Genomic DNA, 20407 nt, shown 5'->3' with positions numbered 1-20407 from the left:
TTGTGTAGCCCGGGGCTTTTTTTGCTGAGGTTACAGGCTTAATGCCTTGTTGGCATTCTTCACGTCATTCTCCAGCAGCTGCTTCAAATTGTAAGACGGATACAGACCGCGCGCATACATAAAATAGAAGACCTTCCCGTGCAGCTCAATGGCTTTGTTCAACTGCTTCTGCAGGGTTTCTCTTACGCTAGGCGTTGCGGCTTCGGTAATGGCAATGGCGTAGCTGCGGACAGAGGTCTTGGCAAAGCCCAGCAGATGGCCTGCGTAATACGCCGTCAAATCGGCACCGGAAAGACTGCGGGTTCCTGTCGGCGCTTCAGCATAGTAAGGTAAAAGCTCTCTCAAGTTTTGTTCTACTCCTTGGATTGCCTCGGTGTACAGTCCATGGAGCTGAGGGTCCTTGATATCATGCAATGACATTTTGAACCCCATCAGGTTATTTGCCTGAAATGCGGTTAATTCATGAATCTCCAGCGTTTCATGCCAAGCGAGATGCCTCGGGTTTTGACTCATGCTCAAGTAGATTCTCCTCCATAATCAATATGCGATAGCCTATTCACCGGATGGAGGAATGGTGCATCTGCCCAGCCCCGAAACTTACAAATCTTGCGACAACCGCACCATATCGCGCAGCAGCATGCCGTTCTCGTAGATTTCTTCATCATAATGACGGACAAAAAAGTCCCGATCGATGCCTGTCATCCGAAATCCGCATTTCTGATACAGTGCCAGCTGTGCCACGCCGGTACTCCCTGTTCCGACTTCAATCGTTGCATATCCGAGCTCTCGGGCCTGCCCGACGGCATGGCTCACGAGTTGTTTGCCATATCCCTGGCCATGCAGATTCTCGCTTACGGCAACGTTAACCAGCTCGATCGTATCGGGCCTCGTGGGCAGCAGGACGTAGACCCCGATGGGATGCGAGTCCTCTTCAGCAACATAACAATGACCGCGCTTTACATAGTCCTCTACGAGCCTTATCGATGGATCTGCAAGCAGCAGCAGGTCCATTGGGGTTTTTTCATGAGTATTCAGCTTTCTAATGTTCATGAGCGTTCTCCCTTATTATCATCTATAGTGATTATAAAAACAGGTTTATTGTAACATGCCTGGACACCGAATTCCTGGATTTGGATGATTTCAACTGGCGGTTGAATTCTCTCGGGATTCAATAACCAGGTTATTGTATGCCTTACGCAACGCCCCTACAATGTGGTTATATAGGAGCGTGATACATATGAGAGACATGTTAGCCAAAAATATTCATCGTTACCGCAAAGAACGGGGGCTCACCCAGGAGGGATTGGCGCACAAGCTTGGCGTTACATTCCAGGCGGTGTCCAAATGGGAAACGGGACAGACCATGCCCGATATTTCCCTGCTTCCGGAGCTGTCACAGCTGCTTGATGTCAGCATCGATAAGTTGTTTGGTTATTCTGCGACGGGTAAGCCGATCAGCATATATGAAGAGGAGTACAAAACACCGGAGTACTATTGGGGTACGGAGCCGAACGCGGCCTGTTATCAGGTGCTTGAACTGATCCCTCCCACAAGAAGGGTGAAGCTGCTGGATATCGGGTGCGGGGAAGGGAAGGATGCCGTGTTTTTTGCCCGTAACGGCTATGATGTCACAGCCTTCGACATTTCGGATGCGGGGATTGAGAAAACGAAGCGTTTGGCCGATCATATCGGGGTTCACGTGAACGTATTTAAGGCGGATATTTCGGATTACCGTCTGGACTCGGCGTTTGACGTGCTGTATTCCAGCGGCGTGCTGCATTATATCAGACCCGAATATCGTGAAGAGATCTTTGCTAATTATAAAAATTTCACGTCGGCAGAGGGACTTCATTGCCTTAATGTATTCGTACAAAAGCCGTTCATTGCGCCTCCTCCCGAGGATGAGCCGTACGCTTACGACTGGAGGTCAGGGGAGCTTATGATGCATTATCACGATTGGTTGATTCGCAGCTGCCCGGAGGTGATTTTTGATTGCAATTCGTCGGGTATACCGCACCGTCATGCGATGAGTAAGTTGATTGCACAGAAGGCGTGATGGAGCATCAAGCATCATCACAACCGCCCATTGGGCGGTTTCCTTAAGATATCAGAAAGTATAAACTTCGAGGCTTGTGACTTCCTGATATCGCAAGAAAAACTTCTTCTAACTGCGGTCTGTCATCTGTGAAGGTACGTCGATAGACGTTTTTCTTACTTTTTCGTATAAATATGAGGATCGTTAACATAGCGGCTCCTTCCCGGACATACATAAGGGTGTAGGATTAATATTGGCATGGGAGGTCTTTCATGAACAACCATAACAATTTCGGTTATCCAGCGCCGCCTGCGGGTTATGCACCGGGTTACTATGCCTATCCCCCGCCCCAACCTATACCGCCGAATTACGCACCGCGTACCCCGGCAATTCCGCAGCCAGCCCACTACACAGCGCTGGTTGAACCGGTATTTATTGAACATCTTCTCCGGCATAAAGGAGCCAAGGTGGTCATTATGACTACCGCGGGGAAAGTCGATGGGATCTTATCCGGCGTTGCGGTGGACCATCTTCAATTGACGGTAGGGGATAATAAAGCGCTGCACATTCGTCTGGCTGAGGTGGTGTACTTCGAGGGAGTTCCGTTCTGAATAAACAGGGGAGCAAAAATAGTTTAAACGAAAAATTACCGGCTGGAAGGAAGGATTAGGCCCGCAAATCGCCAATTCATACAGTACAGATCCGAAGGCGTTCCGATGGGGACGTCTTTATTCTATTGAACTGAGGCCGACCGATTGGGGCCGGTGTGGAGGAACGATGAAAAAAGTACGCATTCCATTCGACATCAAGACGCTGCCTGCCAGCTTGCAGCCATATATCCAGACTGCTGCCGTCTATGACAGCAGCTCCTCGGAACAGGCCAAAACCCTGTACATCGAGGGAGCGAACCAACCGATGTTTTTGAAGATAACGAAACGGGATGAGCTCAAGAGAGAAGGGTTGATGTCGGAATATTTGCACGGAAAAGGTCTGGCTCCCAAGGTGCTGGCTTATGAGCAGCATGGCGAGAACGATTACCTGCTGACCGTCGCCCTGCAAGGGCATGATGGGGTGTCCGGGGGCCATCTGGAGGATCCGAAGAGGCTAGCTGCCGTATTCGGGGACAGTTTGCGTTATCTCCATTCTGTATCGGCTGCCGATTGTCCCTTTCCGAATCGAACGGCTGAACTTGTCCAGGAGTATCGGGAAAGTTTCATGAACAAAACGGGAGATATCGAAGGGTTTCCGGGCGGAAGAGAACAGGCTCTATTATGCCTTGAGAAGCTGCAGGGAACGGCTGACCATGATGTGCTGCTCCACGGGGATTATTGTCTGCCCAATTTGATTATGAGAGATTTCCAGCTTGAAGGTTTTATCGATCTGGGCAATGGAGGGATCGGGGACCTTCATTACGACCTCTATTGGGGAATATGGACGCTGCGATATAACCTGGGGAGCGATGACTACAAGGATATTTTTCTCGACCATTACGGCCGGAACGATTTTGATCCGGAGAGATTGGCGTTATGGACCGCATTGACGGATAGTATCTAGGGTAGAAAGGAAGATGCACATGAATTCATATCATATTCGAGTTGCTGGACGGGAGGATGAAGCCTTTTTGCGGGAAATGCTGTATGAGTCCCTGTATGTGCCCGAGGGAGAGGAGCCTTTTAGCCGAGACATACTTGAAGAGCCGTTCATGAAAAAATATGTGGAGGACTGGGGGCGAGCGGGGGACTTAGGCTACATTGCCGTGAATGCCGCAGGCAAGCCGGCTGGTTCGATTACGATCCGTTATTTTGAGGAAGGGAACAAAGGGTTCGGTTATGTGAGCGATGACGTCCCGGAGCTGGGTATGGCGCTGCTGCCGGAATCCCGCGGGCAAGGGCTCGGAACGGCCCTGATGAAGGAATTGTTCAGAGGAATGAAGGAGCGGGGTATTCAAAAGGTATCGTTAAGCGTCGCTCCGGAAAATACGGCAGCTATGAAATTATATGAGCGGTTCGGATTCCGGGAGGTCGGCATGAGCGGAACCTCTATCACGATGGTTGCGGATGTCATCTGAAACACGGGAATTGGATGATCTAATAAGGGAAGATGGGGGGATCACGATGCTGGTGTACGAGGCTGGACCGATTACGGTTCGCGAGCTGGAGGAGAAGGATGAAATATCCTTAGCTTCTTGGCTGTCCAATCCGGATGTGCTGCAGTATTATGAGGGACGGGACAATCCTCACGACGTGGAGAGGGTGCGGGAGCATTTTTACGTGGATGATGATGAGACTCGCTGCATCATTGAGTATGAGGGGAAGCCGATCGGGTATATCCAGTTCTATCTTCTGGATGAAGAGACGTTAGGTGAGTATGGGTATGACGGGAGTGATTCGGGCGGGAGAACATTCGCCACGGATCAATTCATCGGGGAGCCGGATTATTGGAATCGAGGCATCGGTACGAAGCTCATGACTTCCATGGTGGAGTATCTCGTGTCTCAGCGGCAGGCCGACCGGATCGTAATGGACCCGCAGGCTTGGAATGAACGGGCGATTGCCTGTTATGAGAAGTGCGGCTTCCGGAAGATCAGGCTGCTGGAGAAGCATGAACAGCATGAGGGAGAAATGCGGGACTGCTGGATTATGGAGTATCGGGCGGAGCGAAATTAAATAGATTGGGCATTGAAGGGATGGGCCGAAGCGGCTGAGTTTCCAGTGTAGGTAAGAAGCAAAAGAGTACGGTCCTAGGGGATACCGTACTCTTTTGCTCTTTTTGTTTAAGTACTCATATCCTTAGTAACCGTTAGCGATATTCCCTTGGAATACGGCGTGCTACCCCGGTTCGGATGGCTGCCTGGATGACAAGGTCCCGGATGCCGCTGACGACTTGCTGGTTGAATACGCTCGGGATGATGTAATGCCGGCTCCGTTCCTTGTCCGTGACCGCCGATGCGATCGCTTCGGCCGCGGCGAGTTTCATCTCCTCGTTGATGGTGGAGGCTCTGCAGTCCAGGGCGCCGCGGAATATCCCCGGAAAGCATAACACGTTGTTGATCTGGTTCGGGTAATCCGAGCGGCCTGTTGCGATGACGCCCGCGATATCCTCCGCCTCCTCCGGCAGAATCTCCGGGATCGGATTGGCCATCGCGAAGACGATCGGACGCTCTGCCATCGTCTGAACATCCTTTCTCTTCAGGATTCCGCCGGCAGACAAGCCGATGAATACGTCGGCGCCTTGGATGACGTCTTGGAGTGATCCGGAACGCCGTTCGGGGTTGGTATGGCTGGCGTACCATTGCCACATCGGATGCTCATACGTCTGATCGACCGTAAGCGCACCGGGGTGATCGACGCCGATGATGTTCTTCACGCCCGCCGACATAAGTATTTTGCTGCAGGCAACGCCGGCGGCGCCAATGCCGCAGACAACAACCTTCAGATTCTCTACGGATTTACCGACGACCTTCAGCGCATTGATCAAGGCTGCATACAGGACGACGGCGGTTCCGTGCTGGTCGTCATGGAACACCGGGATGTCCAATTCCTCGCGCAGGCGCTGCTCAATCTCAAAGCATCGCGGCGAGGAGATATCCTCCAGATTGATACCGCCAAACGCGGGAGCGATCGCTTTGATCGCCGTAATGATGCCCTCGGTATCCTGCGTATCCAGGCAGATCGGGAAGGAGTCCACGTCTGCCAGCTGCTTGAAGAGCATCGACTTGCCTTCCATCACCGGCATGGCCGCGTAGGGGCCGATATTGCCAAGTCCCAAGACGGCGCTGCCGTCGGAGATGACAGCCACGGTGTTACGCTTGACGGTGAGCGTAAAGGCTTTACGCGGTTCTTCGTGGATCGCCATGCATACGCGAGCAACATCCGGCGTATACACGCGGGAGAGGTCGTCGCGGTTCTGGATCGGTGCTTTCAGCTTGGTTTCAATCTTTCCTCCAAGATGCAGCAGGAAGGTGCGATCGGATAGATGCAGCAGCTGAACGCCGGACATGCTGCGAATGCGCTCGGCAATAATGTCGATGTCGACGGTGTCGATCACGGTGATGGTGACGTCTCGAATCGTGGCATGCTTGCTCGTCTGAATTACGTCAATGGCGACGATGTCGCCGCCTGCCTCGAAGATGGCGGCCGCGACTTGGCCGAAGTTGGCTTCTTCCATATGCATTTCGATTCTTGCGATGACACTTTTGCCGCCTAATTTGCTGGTATTCATGACTGCCTCCTTGGCCTACGATATACGTATGATGGTTAGCCTTCTTCGTTCACGACAACTTCCTTGCCTCTTCGCTTGAGTAGAATCGGAACGACAATCCAGAGCAAGGCGATGATGAGGAATGCCAGCGACATCGGCTTCTGCAGGAAGATCATAAAGTCGCCGTTGGATGTGGTCAGCGCGCGGAGCATATTGTTCTCGATCATGGGACCCAGCACGAGTCCGAGCACCAGCGGCGCGAGCGGAAAGTCATTGCGGGCCAGCAGGAAGCCGACAATGCCGCAGATGAGCAGCAGGACCAGGTCAAAGATCTGTGCTTGAACGGCGTAAACGCCGAAGATGGAGATGGCAATGATGATTGGTATGAGATATTTGGCCGGTGTCTGGATGACCTTGGCGAAAACCTTGACCAGCGGCATGTTCAGCACGAGCAGAAGCAGGTTGCCGATGAGCATGCTGGCGATCAGTCCCCATGCAACTTGAGGGTGCTCCTCGAACAGCAGCGGGCCTGGCTGGATGTTGTACATGATGAGCGCCCCCATCAGGATGGCAGTTGTCCCGGAACCGGGAATACCCAGTGTCAGCAGAGGAATCATGGCGCCTCCGGATGCCGCATTGTTGGCCGACTCGGGTGCAGCAACGCCAGCGATGTTGCCTTTGCCGAAGGATTCCGGATGCTTGCTGACCTTTTTCTCAACGATATAACTGAAAAAGGAAGCAAGCGTTGCGCCGGCGCCCGGCAGAATACCGATAAAGAAGCCGAGGATCGAGCCTCGGGCAATCGGTCCCGCGCTATCCTTCAGATCTTGGCGTGTCGGCAGGATGCGGCCGATCTTGGAAGTTGGACCTGCTGCGTAGTCTCTCTCCAAAATGGATTTAAACACTTCGCCAAGGGCAAACAAACCGACGGCAATCGTTAGAAATTCCAGTCCGGAGTACAGGATGGGGATATCGAAGGTGAATCGGGCGACGCCGGATACGGTATCCATGCCGATGGTAGCGAGCAGTAGACCGAATACGGTCATAATGAGAGCTTTGGTGATCGATTTGCCTGCAAGCCCGCTTACTGCACAGAGTCCCAGCAGCATGAGCGAGAAATAATCAGCCGGGCCGAATTTAATCGCTACATTGGATAAAGGCTCCGCCAGTGCGATCAATGCCACAAGCGCGAAGAGCCCGGCTGCGAACGAGCCGATCGCAGCGATGGACAAGGCGGGCCCTGCCCTGCCTTGCTTCGCCATCTGGTAGCCGTCCAGCGTCGTAACGACAGAAGAGGACTCTCCGGGCGTGTTCAGCAGAATCGAAGTTGTAGATCCGCCATACATGGCTCCGTAATAAACGCCTGCCAGCAGAATGATTGAGCTGGTTGCTGCCGCTTCCGCCGGTAAGCCGCTAGTCATGGAGGCGGTGACGGGGATCAGAAGCGCGACGCCGCTCATCGGACCGATGCCGGGAAGCACACCGACCGAAGTGCCGATCAGCACGCCTAAAAAGGCGAAGAGCAGGTTATGCCACTGCAAGGCGGTCATAAAGCCGTCCGCCAGATAATCCAGAACGTTCATAGTAGATTCCTCCCATGCTCATGATAGCCAAGACGGGAAGCCCGGCATGGAGCCTTCCAGCAAGACGACAAAGATGACGTACACGCCGCCGGAGAACAGCGCGGAGATTAGAATGGATTTCAGCCACTTGCCTCGTTCCAGCGTCTGAAACGCAAACAGGAGGAACAGGAAGGTACCGATGATATATCCGATGAATTCCAGGAAATAGGCATAGAGAAAGGCTGCTGCAAAAATCATGAAGAACCGTTTGTAGTCCAGTTTCTCTGTACGGTTCTCCGTCGGCTTGGCTTTCAGGGCTTCATAAAACAAACGAATGCTCAGCAGCACAAGCGCTAGCCCAAGGCCGAACGGGAATATGTTAGGGCCAACGGTGCTTCCGTACGCGGATGAGCTGATCTTGGCGCTCTGCCACATAAAGCCGATGCCAAGGAGAAGAAATACGATGCTGGCGTAGCGGTCAAACGTTCTGTTCAAGGTGGACACCTCCTCAAGGATGAAACGGGAGAGGGGAACGCACCGCTCCCTCAACCCCAATGCTTACTTCTGCATACCCAGCGCTGTGAGCAGCTCCTGCACATCTCGCTCCTGTTCTTCAAGGAATGCCTTGAAGTCAGCAGCGTTTCGGTATTCGCTTGCCCAATCGTTGGCAACCAGCTCTTTCTGCCATGCTTCGTTCTCGGAGAGGTCCTTCAGCGTTTTATCCCAGAAGGCCAGCTGTTCTTCCGTAAGCCCCTTCGGACCGAATACGCCGCGCCAGATCGTAAAATCGGCATCCAGACCGAGCTCCTTCAGGGTCGGTACATCCGCGAAGTCTCCGCCCAGGCGTTCACTTGAAGTAACGGCCAGGATTTTGATCTTGCCGGCTTTTAAGTAACTGCCGAGCGAAGAGATGTCCGTGCCGATCGCGTCGGCATTGTTGCCGAGGAGGGCCGCGATGGCTTCGCCGCCGCCATCATAGGATAAGTATTTCACGGTTCTCGGATCCACGCCGGATTTGAATGCAGGCAGAATGCCGATCAAGTGGTCCATCGAGCCCGGAGCGGAGCCACCAGCTAGCGTGACTGAAGTGGGATCGGCTTTGATCGCGTCGATTAGCGATTGCAGATCGGTGAATTTGGAGTTTGCCGGTACGGCAATCGCTCCGAAGTCTTTAGTCATTTGGGCGAGCGGTGTCACGTCCTTGTAGCCAAACGGACTGTTCCCTTCTTTTTTCAGGTTGTTAATGAGAATGGGCGGAGAGCTGACAAACAGCTTGTAGGGATCTTCGTTGTCTTTTGCCACGTATTCCGCGAGAAATACGGTCCCGCCGCCGCCTGGTTTATTCTCAACGGTCATGGTCTGTTCGATAAGCTTCGTTTCCGTTAATACTTTGGTGAGGGAACGGGCCGTTTTGTCCCATCCACCGCCGGCGCCTGAAGGCGCGGTCACGATAAATGGTTTTTTCGGATAATCGCCGGTGCTGCTTCCGGAAGTACTGCAGGCTGTCAGGCTCATCGCCAGGACAAGTGCAGAAGCTATGATTTTGAAGCTGGTTCGTTTTAGCATGAATAAGTTCCTCCTTTATGGGTAACCAATGCTCGTAATTTCTGTAAGCGCTTACTTTCTGGGGTTTCTCTATACTATCATCGAGAATCTGGCTTGAATAGAATTGCGACATAAGTTGAAAAAGCTTCATTTCGCTAATTTTGTTCATAAAATTCACGGCCGAATTTTTTCAGAGACTATTGTTACAGGTGTGATCTAGAATACAATAGGGAAATCAGAGCCGCGTTTATGGCAACAATCCTTATGGAGGAATATGAATGCGTTTACAGACGAGATTGATTCTACTTATAGGCACCCTTTTGTTTTCCGTCATTGTCGCCTTGACCTTCAGTTTTGAGCGGCTGCTCGTCACAACGCTGGAGAAGAGCATCGGCGCTTCGGCATTAAAGCTGGCGAAGGCCGTGGCGGAAATGGACGTTATTCAGGACGCGTTCGAGGAAGAGAACCCGTCTGCCATCATTCAGCCTGTGGTGGAGGAAATTCGGCTGGAGACGGACGCGGAGTATATCGTCATCGGTAACCGAGAAGGGATCCGTTATGCGCACCCGCTCGCCGACCGGATCGGCAAAGAAATGGTCGGTGGCGACAACGGCCCGGTACTAAAGGGCATGAGCATCATATCGAAGGCGATTGGCTCCATGGGACCCTCGCTCCGGGGGAAGACGCCGATCTACAATGATAAGAATGAAATCATCGGTATCGTATCGGTCGGCATTTTAATGAAGGATATCGAGATATCGGCACAATCGTATCGCAATCGCGTCCTGTTCTTTGCAGGAATTGCGTTAATCCTGGGATGTGGCGGCGCTATATGGATATCGTCCAGCGTCAAGCGATCCATTCACGGACTGGAGCCCAAGGAAATCGGCTTATTATATCAAGAGAAACGGGCGATTCTGGAAACGATTCATGAAGGCATTATCGCTGTCAATCGGGAGGGCATCGTAACCTTGGCCAACCATACAGCCATGATGCTGATCGATCCGGAGGAGCGTAGGGTGATCGCCGGGCAGTATATTCAGGACGTTATCCCGGGCACCAGGCTGCTGGAGGTGATGCAGACCGGGGTAGCAGAAAAAGATCAAGAGATGGTTATTAACGATCATGCGGTTGTGGTAAACCGGCTGCCTATCTATGATCATGAGCATCGGATTGTAGGGGCGGTCTCTAGCTTTCGAAACAAATCCGAGCTGCTGCACTTGACCGAAGAGCTCACGCAGGTGAAGAGATATACGGAAGCGCTGCGCGCGCAGACGCACGAGTATTCCAACAAGCTGTATACGATATACGGCCTGATTCAGCTGGAATCGTACCAGGAGGCGATGGATCTGATTACGCATGAGACCGATGTGCACCAGAACCTGATTCAATTCCTGCTGCAGGAGATTCCCGATCCCATCATCGGAGGCATTCTTATTGGAAAGTTTAATCGCGGAAGCGAGTTGAAGGTGAAGGTTGAGATCGACCGGAGCAGTTCCTTTAAAGACATTCCCGGTCATATTAGCCGAAACCAGCTGGTTACTATTATCGGTAATTTGATCGACAACGCCATGGAGGCGGCAATGGGATCTAAATCGGAGAACAGATGGGTAAGGATAGAGTTACACGATCAGGCCAATGAATTAATGATCGAAGTATCCGACAGCGGGACCGGTATTGCCGAGGCTGGAACGGATCGACTGTTTGAGCTGGGTTACTCCACCAAGGGGGAGCGCAATCGAGGTTTTGGCCTATCGATCGTCAATGGGACCATACAACAACTGCAGGGTACCATTGCTTTCCGCAACGTACCTGAAGGCGGGGCCGTGTTCACGGTCAAGATACCAAAAACAAGGGGAGATGTTCATGATTCGGGTAGCAATCATTGAGGATGATGTGCGTATTGCCAGCATTAATCAACGGTTCGTTGAGAAGGTAGAGGGCTTCGAGGTCGTCGGCATTGCAACGGATTGGGCCCAGGCGCATGAGCAGCTGGATATTCTGGCACCTGATCTGGTGCTGCTGGATTTGTATTTTCCCGATATGTCGGGATTGGACCTGCTGCAGCATATTCAACGGGGATATCCGAATACCGATGTTATTATTATAACGGCAGCTAAGGAATTCGATACGGTGCGAGAGGCGATTCGCGGCGGAGTGTACGATTTTATGATCAAGCCGGTGGTCTTTGACCGTTTCCAGGAGAAGCTGAAAGCCTATCGGAAATATTACGAGCAGATGAAGCAGCTCGGCGGCGCGAACAAGCAGATCGATCAACAGGGCATCGACCAGCTGTTATGGCGTGCCGGTGAACGGATGGACAGGGAAGCGTATTTTCCAAAAGGCATCGATAAACTGACGAGCGAGAAAATCCTGTCCTACATCGAGGAGTCCGGGGACGTGTGGACCGCGGAGGAATTGGGCAAGCGTGGAGGCTTCAGCCGAACGACAGCGAGAAGATATCTGGAGTACTTCATGGAGAAGGGCGTCCTCGTGGCGGATATTTCCTATGGCACGGTAGGCAGGCCGGAACGAGTATACCGGAAAGCGGACGGTTAAATAACCGGATGCGAGTCTGGTTTTTTTGCCTAAACTTGCTCTGTATATCGCTTGCATCCTTGCCTTGGATTCGAAATTCATAGAAAGGAGGAAGTGACACGATGATTACCACCGTTGTTTTTGATCTGGACGGGACCCTGCTTGACCGCGATACATCACTGGTTCGCTTCGTACAAGACCAGTATGATCGTTTATTGCTCCATGATGCGGCAGTGGACAGAGAGGTGTATGTGAGGCGGTTTGTTGAGCTGGATCACAGAGGATATGTATGGCCGAAGAATCGATCTATGTTGGAGACCATCCGGACAACGACGTAACCGCGAGCCGGCGTATCGGCATGAAGGGCATCTGGAAGCGGGATTCCTACTATGATCAGGACTTCGCCAAGGATGGGGAGATTACCGATCTGCTTGAAATCATCCATTATTTAAAAAGTTGAAAAACCATTGTATTCTTTTACTCGTTATCATTTATATAAGCCGAATCGAGATAACCGGTTGTTCTGCGTGAGGAGGGGTGTCCCCGTGAATCGAAATAAAACCATGACCTTTATAGGCAAGGGTGAGAAGTGGAAGGCGACTTATGCCATTACCCATCAGGATAAGATCAATGCGAAGTTTACCGTGTTTCAGGATTCGCTTGACGGAAAGCTGAAGCTGCAGTACTTAGGAAAGGAACTCCTCGACCATGGCAAGGTAGACTATCGGCTGGAAGATATGACGGGCCACTTCATGGAGGGCGGAATCGTCGTGGGGATCGATCATGCTGCCATGAAGGAAACCAAGGGGAAGCTGGATTTGGAGCATCTGCTCGATATGATGAAACCAAACAAGGTTCTAACCCTAAAGATTGAGTGGAACGGGCACCGTGAAGAGTTTACGCTGGGGCTTCCCCGGAAGATCAGCTTTGGAAAAGCGGTCCGTAAGCGGAAGGAATAGCGGGACTTCATGGAAGCAGGACAGGGGCCGACCCTCCCATCATCACTTACGCGTAAGGCGGGCATGACGACCACATTATTCCAATGACATGGATCAAATGCTTTTTGCATATGGTGATCCTGCCCACACTGTTGGTGTGGGTTATTCGGTTTTGGGGTAAACCTAACCCCCGAGTTAACAACAGGGCCGATGATGACGCGGGTGTGCCTTTTTTAAACGCATTTTAAACGAAGGAATCCCCGTCATTTAAACTTGATCCTGTAACTTATAAGTAGAACATCACAGAGGGAGTGAACGAAAGCATGCTGGAAGCCTACCTGTTTCCAATATCTTATGCATTTTTAACCTTTCCCATAGCGGCTTTGCTGTGCGCAGTTCCCTTTCTGATTGTGCAGTATCGCAAATATGGTTATTTTAATAAATTCCGGGGATTTCTGCTGTATCTATTTCTGCTCTACATGATGAACGCAGTGTATCTGGTGCTTCTTCCTTTGCCTGCCTCGCGGCATAATGCTCCGATGAATGTAGCCTCGGTTATGCAGTGGATTCCGCTGAATTTTATACAAGATATATTGAAGGAGACCAAGGTGGTATGGGGCGAGCCTTCGACTTACATGCATTTGTTGAAGGAAAGAGCCTTCTTGCAGGTCGTGTTTAACGTATTTCTCGTGGTTCCATTCGGCATGTTCCTGCGTTATTACGCTCGGGCGTCCTGGGTTGTATGTCTGGCGGCCTCGTTCGGTTTGTCGTTGTTCTTAGAGGTGACCCAGGTAACCGGCATTTATGGCTTCTATGATCACCCTTACCGATTGTTTGACGTGGACGATCTGCTGATGAATACCTTGGGCGGAATGATGGGCCTTGTGCTCGCGGATTGGATGAAAAATCACCTGCCGCGCCTGGATCGTTTGGATGAGAAGGTGGATCTGTCGCAGAAGAGGGTCAGTTATACGCGCCGGGCCATTGCATTTGGCATAGATGCAGCGGTCATGCTGCCGATCATTGGCGTGCTGTCCGTGATGAACGTGAGGGGTGCATACTTCTTTGCCGCGATTTTATATTATATCGTGCTGCCTTATATGATGCAGGGGCAGACGCTGGGGAAATGGGTCGTCCGGGTCCAGATCCGCGGAGCGGGCGAACATCTGAAGCTGAAGGAAGTAATTGTCCGCAACGGCCTGCTGTATGTGGTATGGGGTGGGTTCCATGCCCTGTTCATTACGGTTAATGTCACCGGCTCTCATGTCCTGCTTGCGATGTACGCGCTGGGGATATTGCTGCTGGACGGCGTTGTGTTCCTTCACGTGCTGTTATGTCTCATCCATCGCGACCGGAAGCTGCTGCATGAAGCCAAGAGTGGAACAAGGCTCGCTATCGTAGAGAATAAACCATTAACCAAGACTGATTAATTAAGGTTACCACAGGGTCTCTTATTTGTTATAATGTGGAAAACGGGTTCATCAAGGAGGAGATATAACTGAAAGGTAAAATCCTCTCCATTTCCGCAATCATCGTGGGGTTGCTGTTTATTTCCAACCAGCATCTGGGCTATTCGTTCGGGGATGATCTGTTCCGCTGGGCAGGGGTCTCGCCATGGACTAAGAAAGGCAATTACGGCTTCCATCTGCCTGTAATTACCGGTCTAATTTTGTTGATGGTCGGTATCCTGTGGGTGGTCCGCATATATCGCCCACGTTATCCGAAGATCATGAGCCGGGTGATGATCGGCTGCGTCGCATGGATCGTTGTTTTTCCATTCGTATCGGAGTCCGCCATGTTTGTGGCGAACTTCAATTCGAGCGGAATATCCACCGTCGCCTATTCCAAAAAAGACAGCAAATGCGACTATCGTACAGAGAACGAGGCTATTCTGGCACGCTGCCAGATTCAAATTTACAGTTACGGCACTGAGCGGCAGGTTACGGTACGCCCGCTCAGCGTGGATGTTGGCGGAAGGATGATTGATTTCGAGCCTAAGGTGGTTACGGTTCGGCCACGAGGGAAGGTTCAGGTCCATGAAACCTTTGAGGGTTTCTTGGAACAGCCTGACTCTTCCTACAGTATGTCGGGAGGGACGAACGAGCCGGCCATCGAGCTGATCGTGGATGGCAGAAGCAAGCAGGTGAAGTAGCACCCCCTTACGAATGAAGGTACATGACTCTGATATCCGAGGTTGACCATGGCAAATTTTCATCGCACGGAATGGGATATGAAAATACCGCTGATCACGCTGCTGCTGTTGGTGATGTGTTCATCATCCACTGCAGTTGCTTCCTGGGCATATTCCTTTGTTGTGAATGACGGGAAGATTTTTGTCGTGTCGGAGGACCGCGTGGATCAGTCCACGCTTGGAGATGTGGTGGGAAAAGTCACCTACCATACGGATCGGGAAGGGACCTACGGCGGCAACTTCTCTAATATTTACCCAAAGGGAACAAAATACTATGCCATCCAAGGAATTACTCCGGAATCCGCCATCGCGGTTGAGACGCAGGAAGGCTATGTCATGGCTCGTTATGAGGGTGAGTATGGCGGGTCCCGTGTTCCGTGGGAGATCATTAAGGATTGGATTGCAGCGGGGATCATCCTGCTGATCGTTGTGTGGGTGGCGGTCGTTGTTCGCAAGAAGCGGGCGAGTGGCTCATATAGGCGCTAGATGGCTTTGGGAGCTAGGCACTTATTCACGATGTGTTATATAACACTGCCGGTATTCTTTGAGCATGCTCATAGGACACCGGCTTATTACATTCATGGTATTTGTACAAATTGCAGGATGACTCATAGAGGATTTATATTTGCTACAATAGAATACAGAACTAGAAACCGATACGATAAGGAGACAGCTCATGAAACCGATACGAAACTCGGCCAAGGCCGTTATTATGCGGAATCATCAAATTCTTCTAACGAAAAACGTAGACCATTTGGGGGATTTCTATCTGTTCCCTGGCGGCGGACAAGAGAAAGGGGAAACCTTGGCACAGGCGGTGATCAGAGAGTGTCAGGAGGAAATCGGGCGTAAGGTGGAAGTTCGCGATTTGCTGCACGTCCGTGAATACATAGGGTCCAACCACGAGTTCGCGGAATGGGATTCCGATGTGCACCAAGTGGAGTTTTATTTTGAATGCAACTTGGCGGATGCAGGGGATACCTTTCTTGGCTATAACCCGGATGAATACCAGGTGGGTGTGGAATGGATCGATCTGTCCGCATTGGATGACATTCGAATATACCCCCGCTCGCTGGTCAAGCCGCTCATGGATAAAGCGGGACGCTCAGCGGCTTGCTATGTTGGCGATACGAACTGATTTTAACTATAGAAAATGTTCAAGTTTGTGGTCTAAATTCAAATGAGATGATGGAGGATGCCGCATATGGATCAATGGGAATACAAAACGCTGAAATACAAAACTGGAGGATTCCTTGGAGGCAAGGTGAACGAGGAGGAATTCGAGGATTTATTGAACAGCTACGGAATTGACGGCTGGGAATTGATCTCGTGCTTTGATACGAGCGTGCATCAAGGCCAGTCTAGAGACATCATTGCCGTGATGAAGCGAAGAGCATATCTGGGGTAGAGAATGAATAGAGGGGAGACGATCTGATGATCATTCGCGAGACAGAGGATGCTTTTGTGATGACGACCCAGGACGACCATGGCCGATTCTCGGGCGATGTGGCCCGGGGCTTCCGGCAAGAGCTGTTTATGGATGAGTCAGTATTGGAAGAAGTACTCCTGGCTATAACCGAGCATGACCGCGCTTGGCTTCGGATGGATGACACGCCGATTTGGAATGACGAGAGCCGGACTCCGTATACTTTTATCGATTATCCGGTCCTGCCAAAAATGCTAATGTATACGAAGGGTGTTGATGAGATCGAAGCGATGAGTCCTTATGCAGGGTATCTCTGCAGCCTTCATTTTGCGTCGTTTATGAAAAATGCGACGGAAGCGCCGCTGGTGGAATTCTACCATTCGGAGACGGAACGGCAAAAAAGACTACGTGAACAGTTCTCATTTCCCGACGAAGATGTAGTTAACAGGCAGTTTGGCCTGCTGCAGCTGTGCGATGACATCTCGCTCTATGTGAATATGAATGCACCCGGTGTTCCCAAGGATCAGGAGCATCCATGGTTCAAAGAGGGCTTCGGTATGTCGATCGATGGGGAAAGGGTCAAGGCGTCCTGGGCAAGCGAGCGTGAGATTCGATTGAGTCCGTTTCTGTTCAAACCGGAATGGTCGGCTTCGGTGAAGTGGAAATATGTGCCGAAGGCGAAGATTGATGAGCAGGGAGTGGCTAAGGCATTTCATGATGCGGCGTGGACGGAGCAGACGGTTGCTTTTGTACCGTAAGTTCATATAAACGATGATCCTTCATCGGCAAAAATATGATATGATCACCACAGTGGCTATAGACTGGAACAGATTTGATTCTGTAGGAATGTAGAGGATGAATAATGAAGAAAAAGGAATTTTTGATCGTTGCGCTGCTTAATTTTTTGGCTGCGATAGCGTTCTTGGTGGTTGTTTTCATTACGGATCGAAGCTCTTGGCAATGGGGATTTGGAATCGTTTCACTGTTGTTTGCGATTGGTGGAGTAGGGAATTTAGTATTGCATGCTAAGAACAAGTAAAACCTCCTTCGCAGGGCTATCACGATAAGATTCACTTTGTAAGGCAGGAGGATTATGATTTTGATGGAATGGAAGAACCTTTATCGAGGTGTGCTGATGGGAATCAGTGATCTGATTCCCGGTATAAGCGGCGGCACCATTGCTGTCGTGCTGGGTATCTATGATCGTCTGCTCGCGGCTATCAGTGGATTTTTCAGCAGGGATTGGAAGAAGCAGCTGGGCTTTTTGATTCCGCTTGGCGTTGGAATCGGAGCAGCTCTATTACTGCTGAGCCGCTTGATTGAATACCTGCTGGCAAGCTATTATGAGCCCACCCAGTTTTTCTTTTCGGGATTAATTTTAGGGGTGTTGCCTCTTATTCTGCGTAAAGCTGAGGCGAGAACCCAATTCAAAGCCGTGCATGTGATTGTGTTGATTGTGGCAGCGGGTTTATTGGCTTCAACAGTCTTTCTCAGAACGGATGCTACATCTGATCCGATAACGGCCTTGACCTGGTCCAACGGGATCGGACTGTTCTTATCCGGCTGGTTAGCTAGCATGGCGATGCTGCTGCCTGGCATTAGCGGGTCGTTTGTACTTCTTCTTCTCGGCGTGTATTCGACAGCCATCTCAGCACTTTCATCATTAAATATAGGGATTATAGCTGTCATTGGGGCGGGAGTGGTGATTGGCTTCGTGGTTAGCAGCCGGTTGATTCGGTACCTGCTTGACCGTTTCCCACGTATGACGTATGCCGTTATTATTGGCTTGATATTAGGATCTATTGTTATCGTGTTTCCGGGAATTCCATCCGGAACGGGTGTGATGGCTACCAGTATTGGAACCTTGCTGCTGGGGCTTATCGTAGCGGTATTCATGGGTAGAAAAGAATAAGAATGAAGTATAGGACAGGGAGCCGCGTGCTTCCTGTTTTTAGGTTGACACGGAGCAACTTTACTCTATGGAGGAGTGAAGGGTTGAGGTGGAATATGAATCATTTATGCCTTTACTTGTCACCGCATTTATGTGATAATATTCACAAATAGTAAACATTAATAAAGCATCCAGGGATAGGATCCGTGAGGATTCTGTCCAAAAGACATGTTAAACGATAAAGCAAAGCAATGATTAGATGTCGATGTTGTCTTTCCAAGTAAAGGAGCGTTATTCATGAGGAATAATGGGAATTGTGTCAGCTGCGGCGGCGAGGTATACCCTGCCTCTAACCGATGCGCTCAATGCGGAATGCTGCAGACGTCCGGTCCAACCAAGCACAGATTCATGCTGCAGATTGCTTCGATGATTGGTGCCGGGTTGCTTATTTTTGCAGTCCCGGTGATCCTGCTGATGATGTGGAGACATTAGAATAGAAGCGAATCAACATTTGTATAATCATCCACCGGAAGACTGTGATCGAAGCGTTCATCAAGTGATGAGGGGGAATATTTCATTATACTGATCTTGTACCAAGCCCCTCATCCAGGATCATGTTAAAATACCCCTAACTAGAAAAAGGATGGGGTTCGCGATGATACATAAAATAGAGGAATTTGCTGCGAGCATTCGTTTCTCGGGTGCTGTGCTCGTAACCGACGAAAATGACAACATCGTATGGAATGGTGCCTTCGGTTATTCAAACCGGGCCGATCAGATCCCGAATCAAGCAGACACCAGGTTTGGCATTGCCTCAGGCTGTAAGCTGTTCACCGCGATTGCGGTTTGTCAGCTTATCGAACAGGGCAAGCTGTCGCTGGACAGCAAGCTAAGCGATTGTCTGGATATTCCGCTGCCTAATTTTAGCCCGGAGATTACCGTTTATCATTTGTTGAGTCACAGCTCGGGTATCCCGGATTACTTTGATGAAGAGGTTATGGACGACTTTGAGGATCTGTGGAAGACAATTCCCATGTATACACTCCGTAACGGAAGGAATTTCCTTCCTCTGTTCCAGGATGAGCGTATGAAATTTCAGCCCGGTGAAAGATTTCATTACAACAATGCAGGATTTGTGGTGCTTGGCCTGATCGTTGAACAGCAGGCCGGAATGCCGTTTCGCGACTATGTCCAGCAGTTTGTATTGGAGCCGAGCGGCATGCAGAATTCGGGATATTTTCCGCTGGATCGTCTGCCCGCGAATACGGCTTACGGGTATATTGATGAGGAAGACGGCACGTGGAGAACGAACCAGTATGCCATTCCGATTCAAGGTTATGCCGATGGCGGGGCCTATTTGACGGCTCCGGACATGATCAAGTTATGGAGATCGCTGATGAACAATACGCTGCTCGCCGCATCCATGACGGAGAAGCTGCTGGCTTTACATATGCACGTTCCGGGCAGTGATCTGCATTATGGGCTTGGCGTATGGATTACCAAGAAAAATGAGGATGTGTTTAAATACCACGTCATGGGCTATGATCCGGGGGTGAATTTTCGGTCTGCTTATTATCCGGCCACCGGTCATACCCTTGTAGTGGCTTCCAATGCCGGTGGTGGCGCTTTTGAAATGATGCAGTTCATCGAGGAAGAATTGTTGAAGTGATCTGACCTATATGAAACAGCCCCGGGCCTTGAATAGGTCAGGGGCTGTTGCTCTGTTGATCCCAAGATCAGGCGGGTGCTTTAGACTTACAATTCAGCTTTGAAGTACCGATTCGTCGCGGGTCTGAACATAAAAATCAAGGCTGCAACAACGGCGATCATATGAAGGATACGGCTGGAGGCAAACAGGATGGAAAGATTGTCTGCATTATGCGTGACGGACCATATGGAGTAAACCAGAAGCATGCCAATATAATATTCCTTTCGTGTAGCTCCTAAATTCATTACCCGCCGGAACAAGCCTGACGGGAGCACACTGCCTACAAATATAAGGAACACGATGAGGAGGTTGGCCGAAGACACCTGCGTATTCTTCGCTGTCTCCAAGAGACAGACTTACGATAACATTTGCA

27 protein-coding genes are annotated in these 20407 nt (G+C 50.7%); 20 read left to right on the top strand and 7 right to left on the bottom strand.

What is annotated here, in order from left to right; genetic code table 11:
* Window positions 1–30: 30 nt before the first annotated feature.
* Both ACQKPA_RS30345 and ACQKPA_RS30340 read right to left on the bottom strand, forming a co-directional pair.
* Entirely contained in the window at window positions 31–513 is a 483-nt protein-coding gene (locus ACQKPA_RS30345) for a spore coat protein (RefSeq protein WP_427496110.1), read from the bottom strand.
* Window positions 514–597: 84 nt separating this feature from the next.
* Window positions 598–1050 carry a GNAT family N-acetyltransferase gene (locus tag ACQKPA_RS30340; RefSeq protein ID WP_427496091.1) on the bottom strand — a complete coding sequence of 151 codons (453 nt, stop codon included), beginning with the start codon at window positions 1048–1050 and terminating at the stop codon, window positions 598–600.
* A gap of 187 nt (window positions 1051–1237) precedes the next feature.
* Between ACQKPA_RS30340 and ACQKPA_RS30335 the strand changes: the two genes are divergently transcribed.
* The 5 genes from ACQKPA_RS30335 (at window position 1238) to ACQKPA_RS30315 (ending at window position 4701) form a co-directional block, all read left to right on the top strand.
* Window positions 1238–2056: a helix-turn-helix domain-containing protein gene (locus ACQKPA_RS30335; protein ID WP_427496090.1), complete on the top strand. Its 819-nt coding sequence runs from the start codon at window positions 1238–1240 to the stop codon at window positions 2054–2056.
* A 251-nt stretch (window positions 2057–2307) separates the two neighbouring features.
* Window positions 2308–2646 carry a DUF2642 domain-containing protein gene (locus ACQKPA_RS30330; RefSeq protein ID WP_427496089.1) on the top strand — a complete coding sequence of 113 codons (339 nt, stop codon included), beginning with the start codon at window positions 2308–2310 and terminating at the stop codon, window positions 2644–2646.
* A 166-nt stretch (window positions 2647–2812) separates the two neighbouring features.
* Window positions 2813–3589, top strand: coding sequence for an aminoglycoside 3'-phosphotransferase (locus ACQKPA_RS30325; protein WP_427496088.1), 777 nt, complete (start codon window positions 2813–2815; stop codon window positions 3587–3589).
* A 19-nt stretch (window positions 3590–3608) separates the two neighbouring features.
* Window positions 3609–4103, top strand: coding sequence for an N-acetyltransferase family protein (locus ACQKPA_RS30320; protein ID WP_427496087.1), 495 nt, complete (start codon window positions 3609–3611; stop codon window positions 4101–4103).
* Between the two features lie 46 nt (window positions 4104–4149).
* Window positions 4150–4701 carry a GNAT family N-acetyltransferase gene (locus ACQKPA_RS30315; protein WP_427496109.1) on the top strand — a complete coding sequence of 184 codons (552 nt, stop codon included), beginning with the start codon at window positions 4150–4152 and terminating at the stop codon, window positions 4699–4701.
* 133 nt (window positions 4702–4834) lie between these two features.
* Here ACQKPA_RS30315 and ACQKPA_RS30310 read toward each other — a convergent pair whose 3' ends face one another.
* The 4 genes from ACQKPA_RS30310 to ACQKPA_RS30295 form a co-directional block, all read right to left on the bottom strand.
* Entirely contained in the window at window positions 4835–6256 is a 1422-nt protein-coding gene (locus ACQKPA_RS30310; protein ID WP_427496086.1) for an NAD-dependent malic enzyme, read from the bottom strand.
* A gap of 35 nt (window positions 6257–6291) precedes the next feature.
* Window positions 6292–7818, bottom strand: coding sequence for a tripartite tricarboxylate transporter permease (locus ACQKPA_RS30305; protein ID WP_427496085.1), 1527 nt, complete (start codon window positions 7816–7818; stop codon window positions 6292–6294).
* Between the two features lie 18 nt (window positions 7819–7836).
* Window positions 7837–8292, bottom strand: coding sequence for a tripartite tricarboxylate transporter TctB family protein (locus ACQKPA_RS30300; RefSeq protein WP_194540378.1), 456 nt, complete (start codon window positions 8290–8292; stop codon window positions 7837–7839).
* 63 nt (window positions 8293–8355) lie between these two features.
* Entirely contained in the window at window positions 8356–9363 is a 1008-nt protein-coding gene (locus tag ACQKPA_RS30295) for a Bug family tripartite tricarboxylate transporter substrate binding protein (protein ID WP_427496084.1), read from the bottom strand.
* 257 nt (window positions 9364–9620) lie between these two features.
* Between ACQKPA_RS30295 and ACQKPA_RS30290 the strand changes: the two genes are divergently transcribed.
* The 15 genes from ACQKPA_RS30290 to ACQKPA_RS30220 all read left to right on the top strand — a co-directional run bounded on the left by ACQKPA_RS30290 (window position 9621) and on the right by ACQKPA_RS30220 (window position 19995).
* Entirely contained in the window at window positions 9621–11231 is a 1611-nt protein-coding gene (locus ACQKPA_RS30290; protein ID WP_427496083.1) for an ATP-binding protein, read from the top strand.
* Window positions 11209–11901, top strand: coding sequence for a response regulator (locus ACQKPA_RS30285; RefSeq protein WP_427496082.1), 693 nt, complete (start codon window positions 11209–11211; stop codon window positions 11899–11901). Before ACQKPA_RS30290 ends, ACQKPA_RS30285 begins: the two co-directional genes overlap by 23 nt.
* A gap of 101 nt (window positions 11902–12002) precedes the next feature.
* Window positions 12003–12218: a hypothetical protein gene (locus ACQKPA_RS30280; RefSeq protein WP_427496081.1), complete on the top strand. Its 216-nt coding sequence runs from the start codon at window positions 12003–12005 to the stop codon at window positions 12216–12218.
* Window positions 12170–12340: a hypothetical protein gene (locus ACQKPA_RS30275; protein ID WP_427496080.1), complete on the top strand. Its 171-nt coding sequence runs from the start codon at window positions 12170–12172 to the stop codon at window positions 12338–12340. The genes ACQKPA_RS30280 and ACQKPA_RS30275 overlap by 49 nt, the downstream gene beginning before the upstream one ends.
* A gap of 85 nt (window positions 12341–12425) precedes the next feature.
* Complete coding sequence (locus tag ACQKPA_RS30270; RefSeq protein WP_427496079.1) at window positions 12426–12839, top strand: hypothetical protein; 414 nt, start codon at window positions 12426–12428, stop codon at window positions 12837–12839.
* Between the two features lie 302 nt (window positions 12840–13141).
* Window positions 13142–14248: a VanZ family protein gene (locus ACQKPA_RS30265; protein WP_427496078.1), complete on the top strand. Its 1107-nt coding sequence runs from the start codon at window positions 13142–13144 to the stop codon at window positions 14246–14248.
* A gap of 104 nt (window positions 14249–14352) precedes the next feature.
* Entirely contained in the window at window positions 14353–14970 is a 618-nt protein-coding gene (locus ACQKPA_RS30260; protein WP_427496077.1) for a hypothetical protein, read from the top strand.
* Between the two features lie 48 nt (window positions 14971–15018).
* Window positions 15019–15495 carry a hypothetical protein gene (locus ACQKPA_RS30255; RefSeq protein ID WP_427496076.1) on the top strand — a complete coding sequence of 159 codons (477 nt, stop codon included), beginning with the start codon at window positions 15019–15021 and terminating at the stop codon, window positions 15493–15495.
* A gap of 190 nt (window positions 15496–15685) precedes the next feature.
* A complete protein-coding gene (locus ACQKPA_RS30250; RefSeq protein ID WP_427496075.1) occupies window positions 15686–16147 on the top strand; it encodes an NUDIX domain-containing protein in 462 nt (153 codons plus the stop codon).
* Window positions 16148–16213: 66 nt separating this feature from the next.
* A complete protein-coding gene (locus tag ACQKPA_RS30245) occupies window positions 16214–16417 on the top strand; it encodes a DUF4177 domain-containing protein (RefSeq protein ID WP_006207549.1) in 204 nt (67 codons plus the stop codon).
* A gap of 26 nt (window positions 16418–16443) precedes the next feature.
* Entirely contained in the window at window positions 16444–17193 is a 750-nt protein-coding gene (locus ACQKPA_RS30240; protein ID WP_427496074.1) for a DUF3891 family protein, read from the top strand.
* A gap of 104 nt (window positions 17194–17297) precedes the next feature.
* A complete protein-coding gene (locus tag ACQKPA_RS30235) occupies window positions 17298–17474 on the top strand; it encodes a hypothetical protein (protein WP_009595674.1) in 177 nt (58 codons plus the stop codon).
* 63 nt (window positions 17475–17537) lie between these two features.
* Complete coding sequence (locus tag ACQKPA_RS30230; protein ID WP_427496073.1) at window positions 17538–18347, top strand: DUF368 domain-containing protein; 810 nt, start codon at window positions 17538–17540, stop codon at window positions 18345–18347.
* Window positions 18348–18623: 276 nt separating this feature from the next.
* Window positions 18624–18818 (top strand): hypothetical protein, encoded by a 195-nt coding sequence (locus ACQKPA_RS30225; RefSeq protein ID WP_427496072.1) that lies wholly within the window; start codon window positions 18624–18626, stop codon window positions 18816–18818.
* A 163-nt stretch (window positions 18819–18981) separates the two neighbouring features.
* On the top strand, window positions 18982–19995 hold the full coding sequence (locus ACQKPA_RS30220; RefSeq protein ID WP_427496071.1) for a serine hydrolase domain-containing protein: 1014 nt from the start codon (window positions 18982–18984) through the stop codon (window positions 19993–19995).
* 86 nt (window positions 19996–20081) lie between these two features.
* Here the strand turns inward: ACQKPA_RS30220 and ACQKPA_RS30215 are convergent, their stop codons facing one another.
* Window positions 20082–20381, bottom strand: coding sequence for a hypothetical protein (locus ACQKPA_RS30215; protein WP_427496070.1), 300 nt, complete (start codon window positions 20379–20381; stop codon window positions 20082–20084).
* Window positions 20382–20407: the final 26 nt, after the last annotated feature.

Source organism: Paenibacillus sp. NPDC093718 (assembly GCF_050279985.1).
Classification (GTDB): Bacteria; Bacillota; Bacilli; order Paenibacillales; family Paenibacillaceae; genus Paenibacillus_AQ.
The sequence above is the reverse complement of the archived record's forward strand: the minus strand, read 5'-3'. Positions and strand labels throughout refer to the sequence as shown.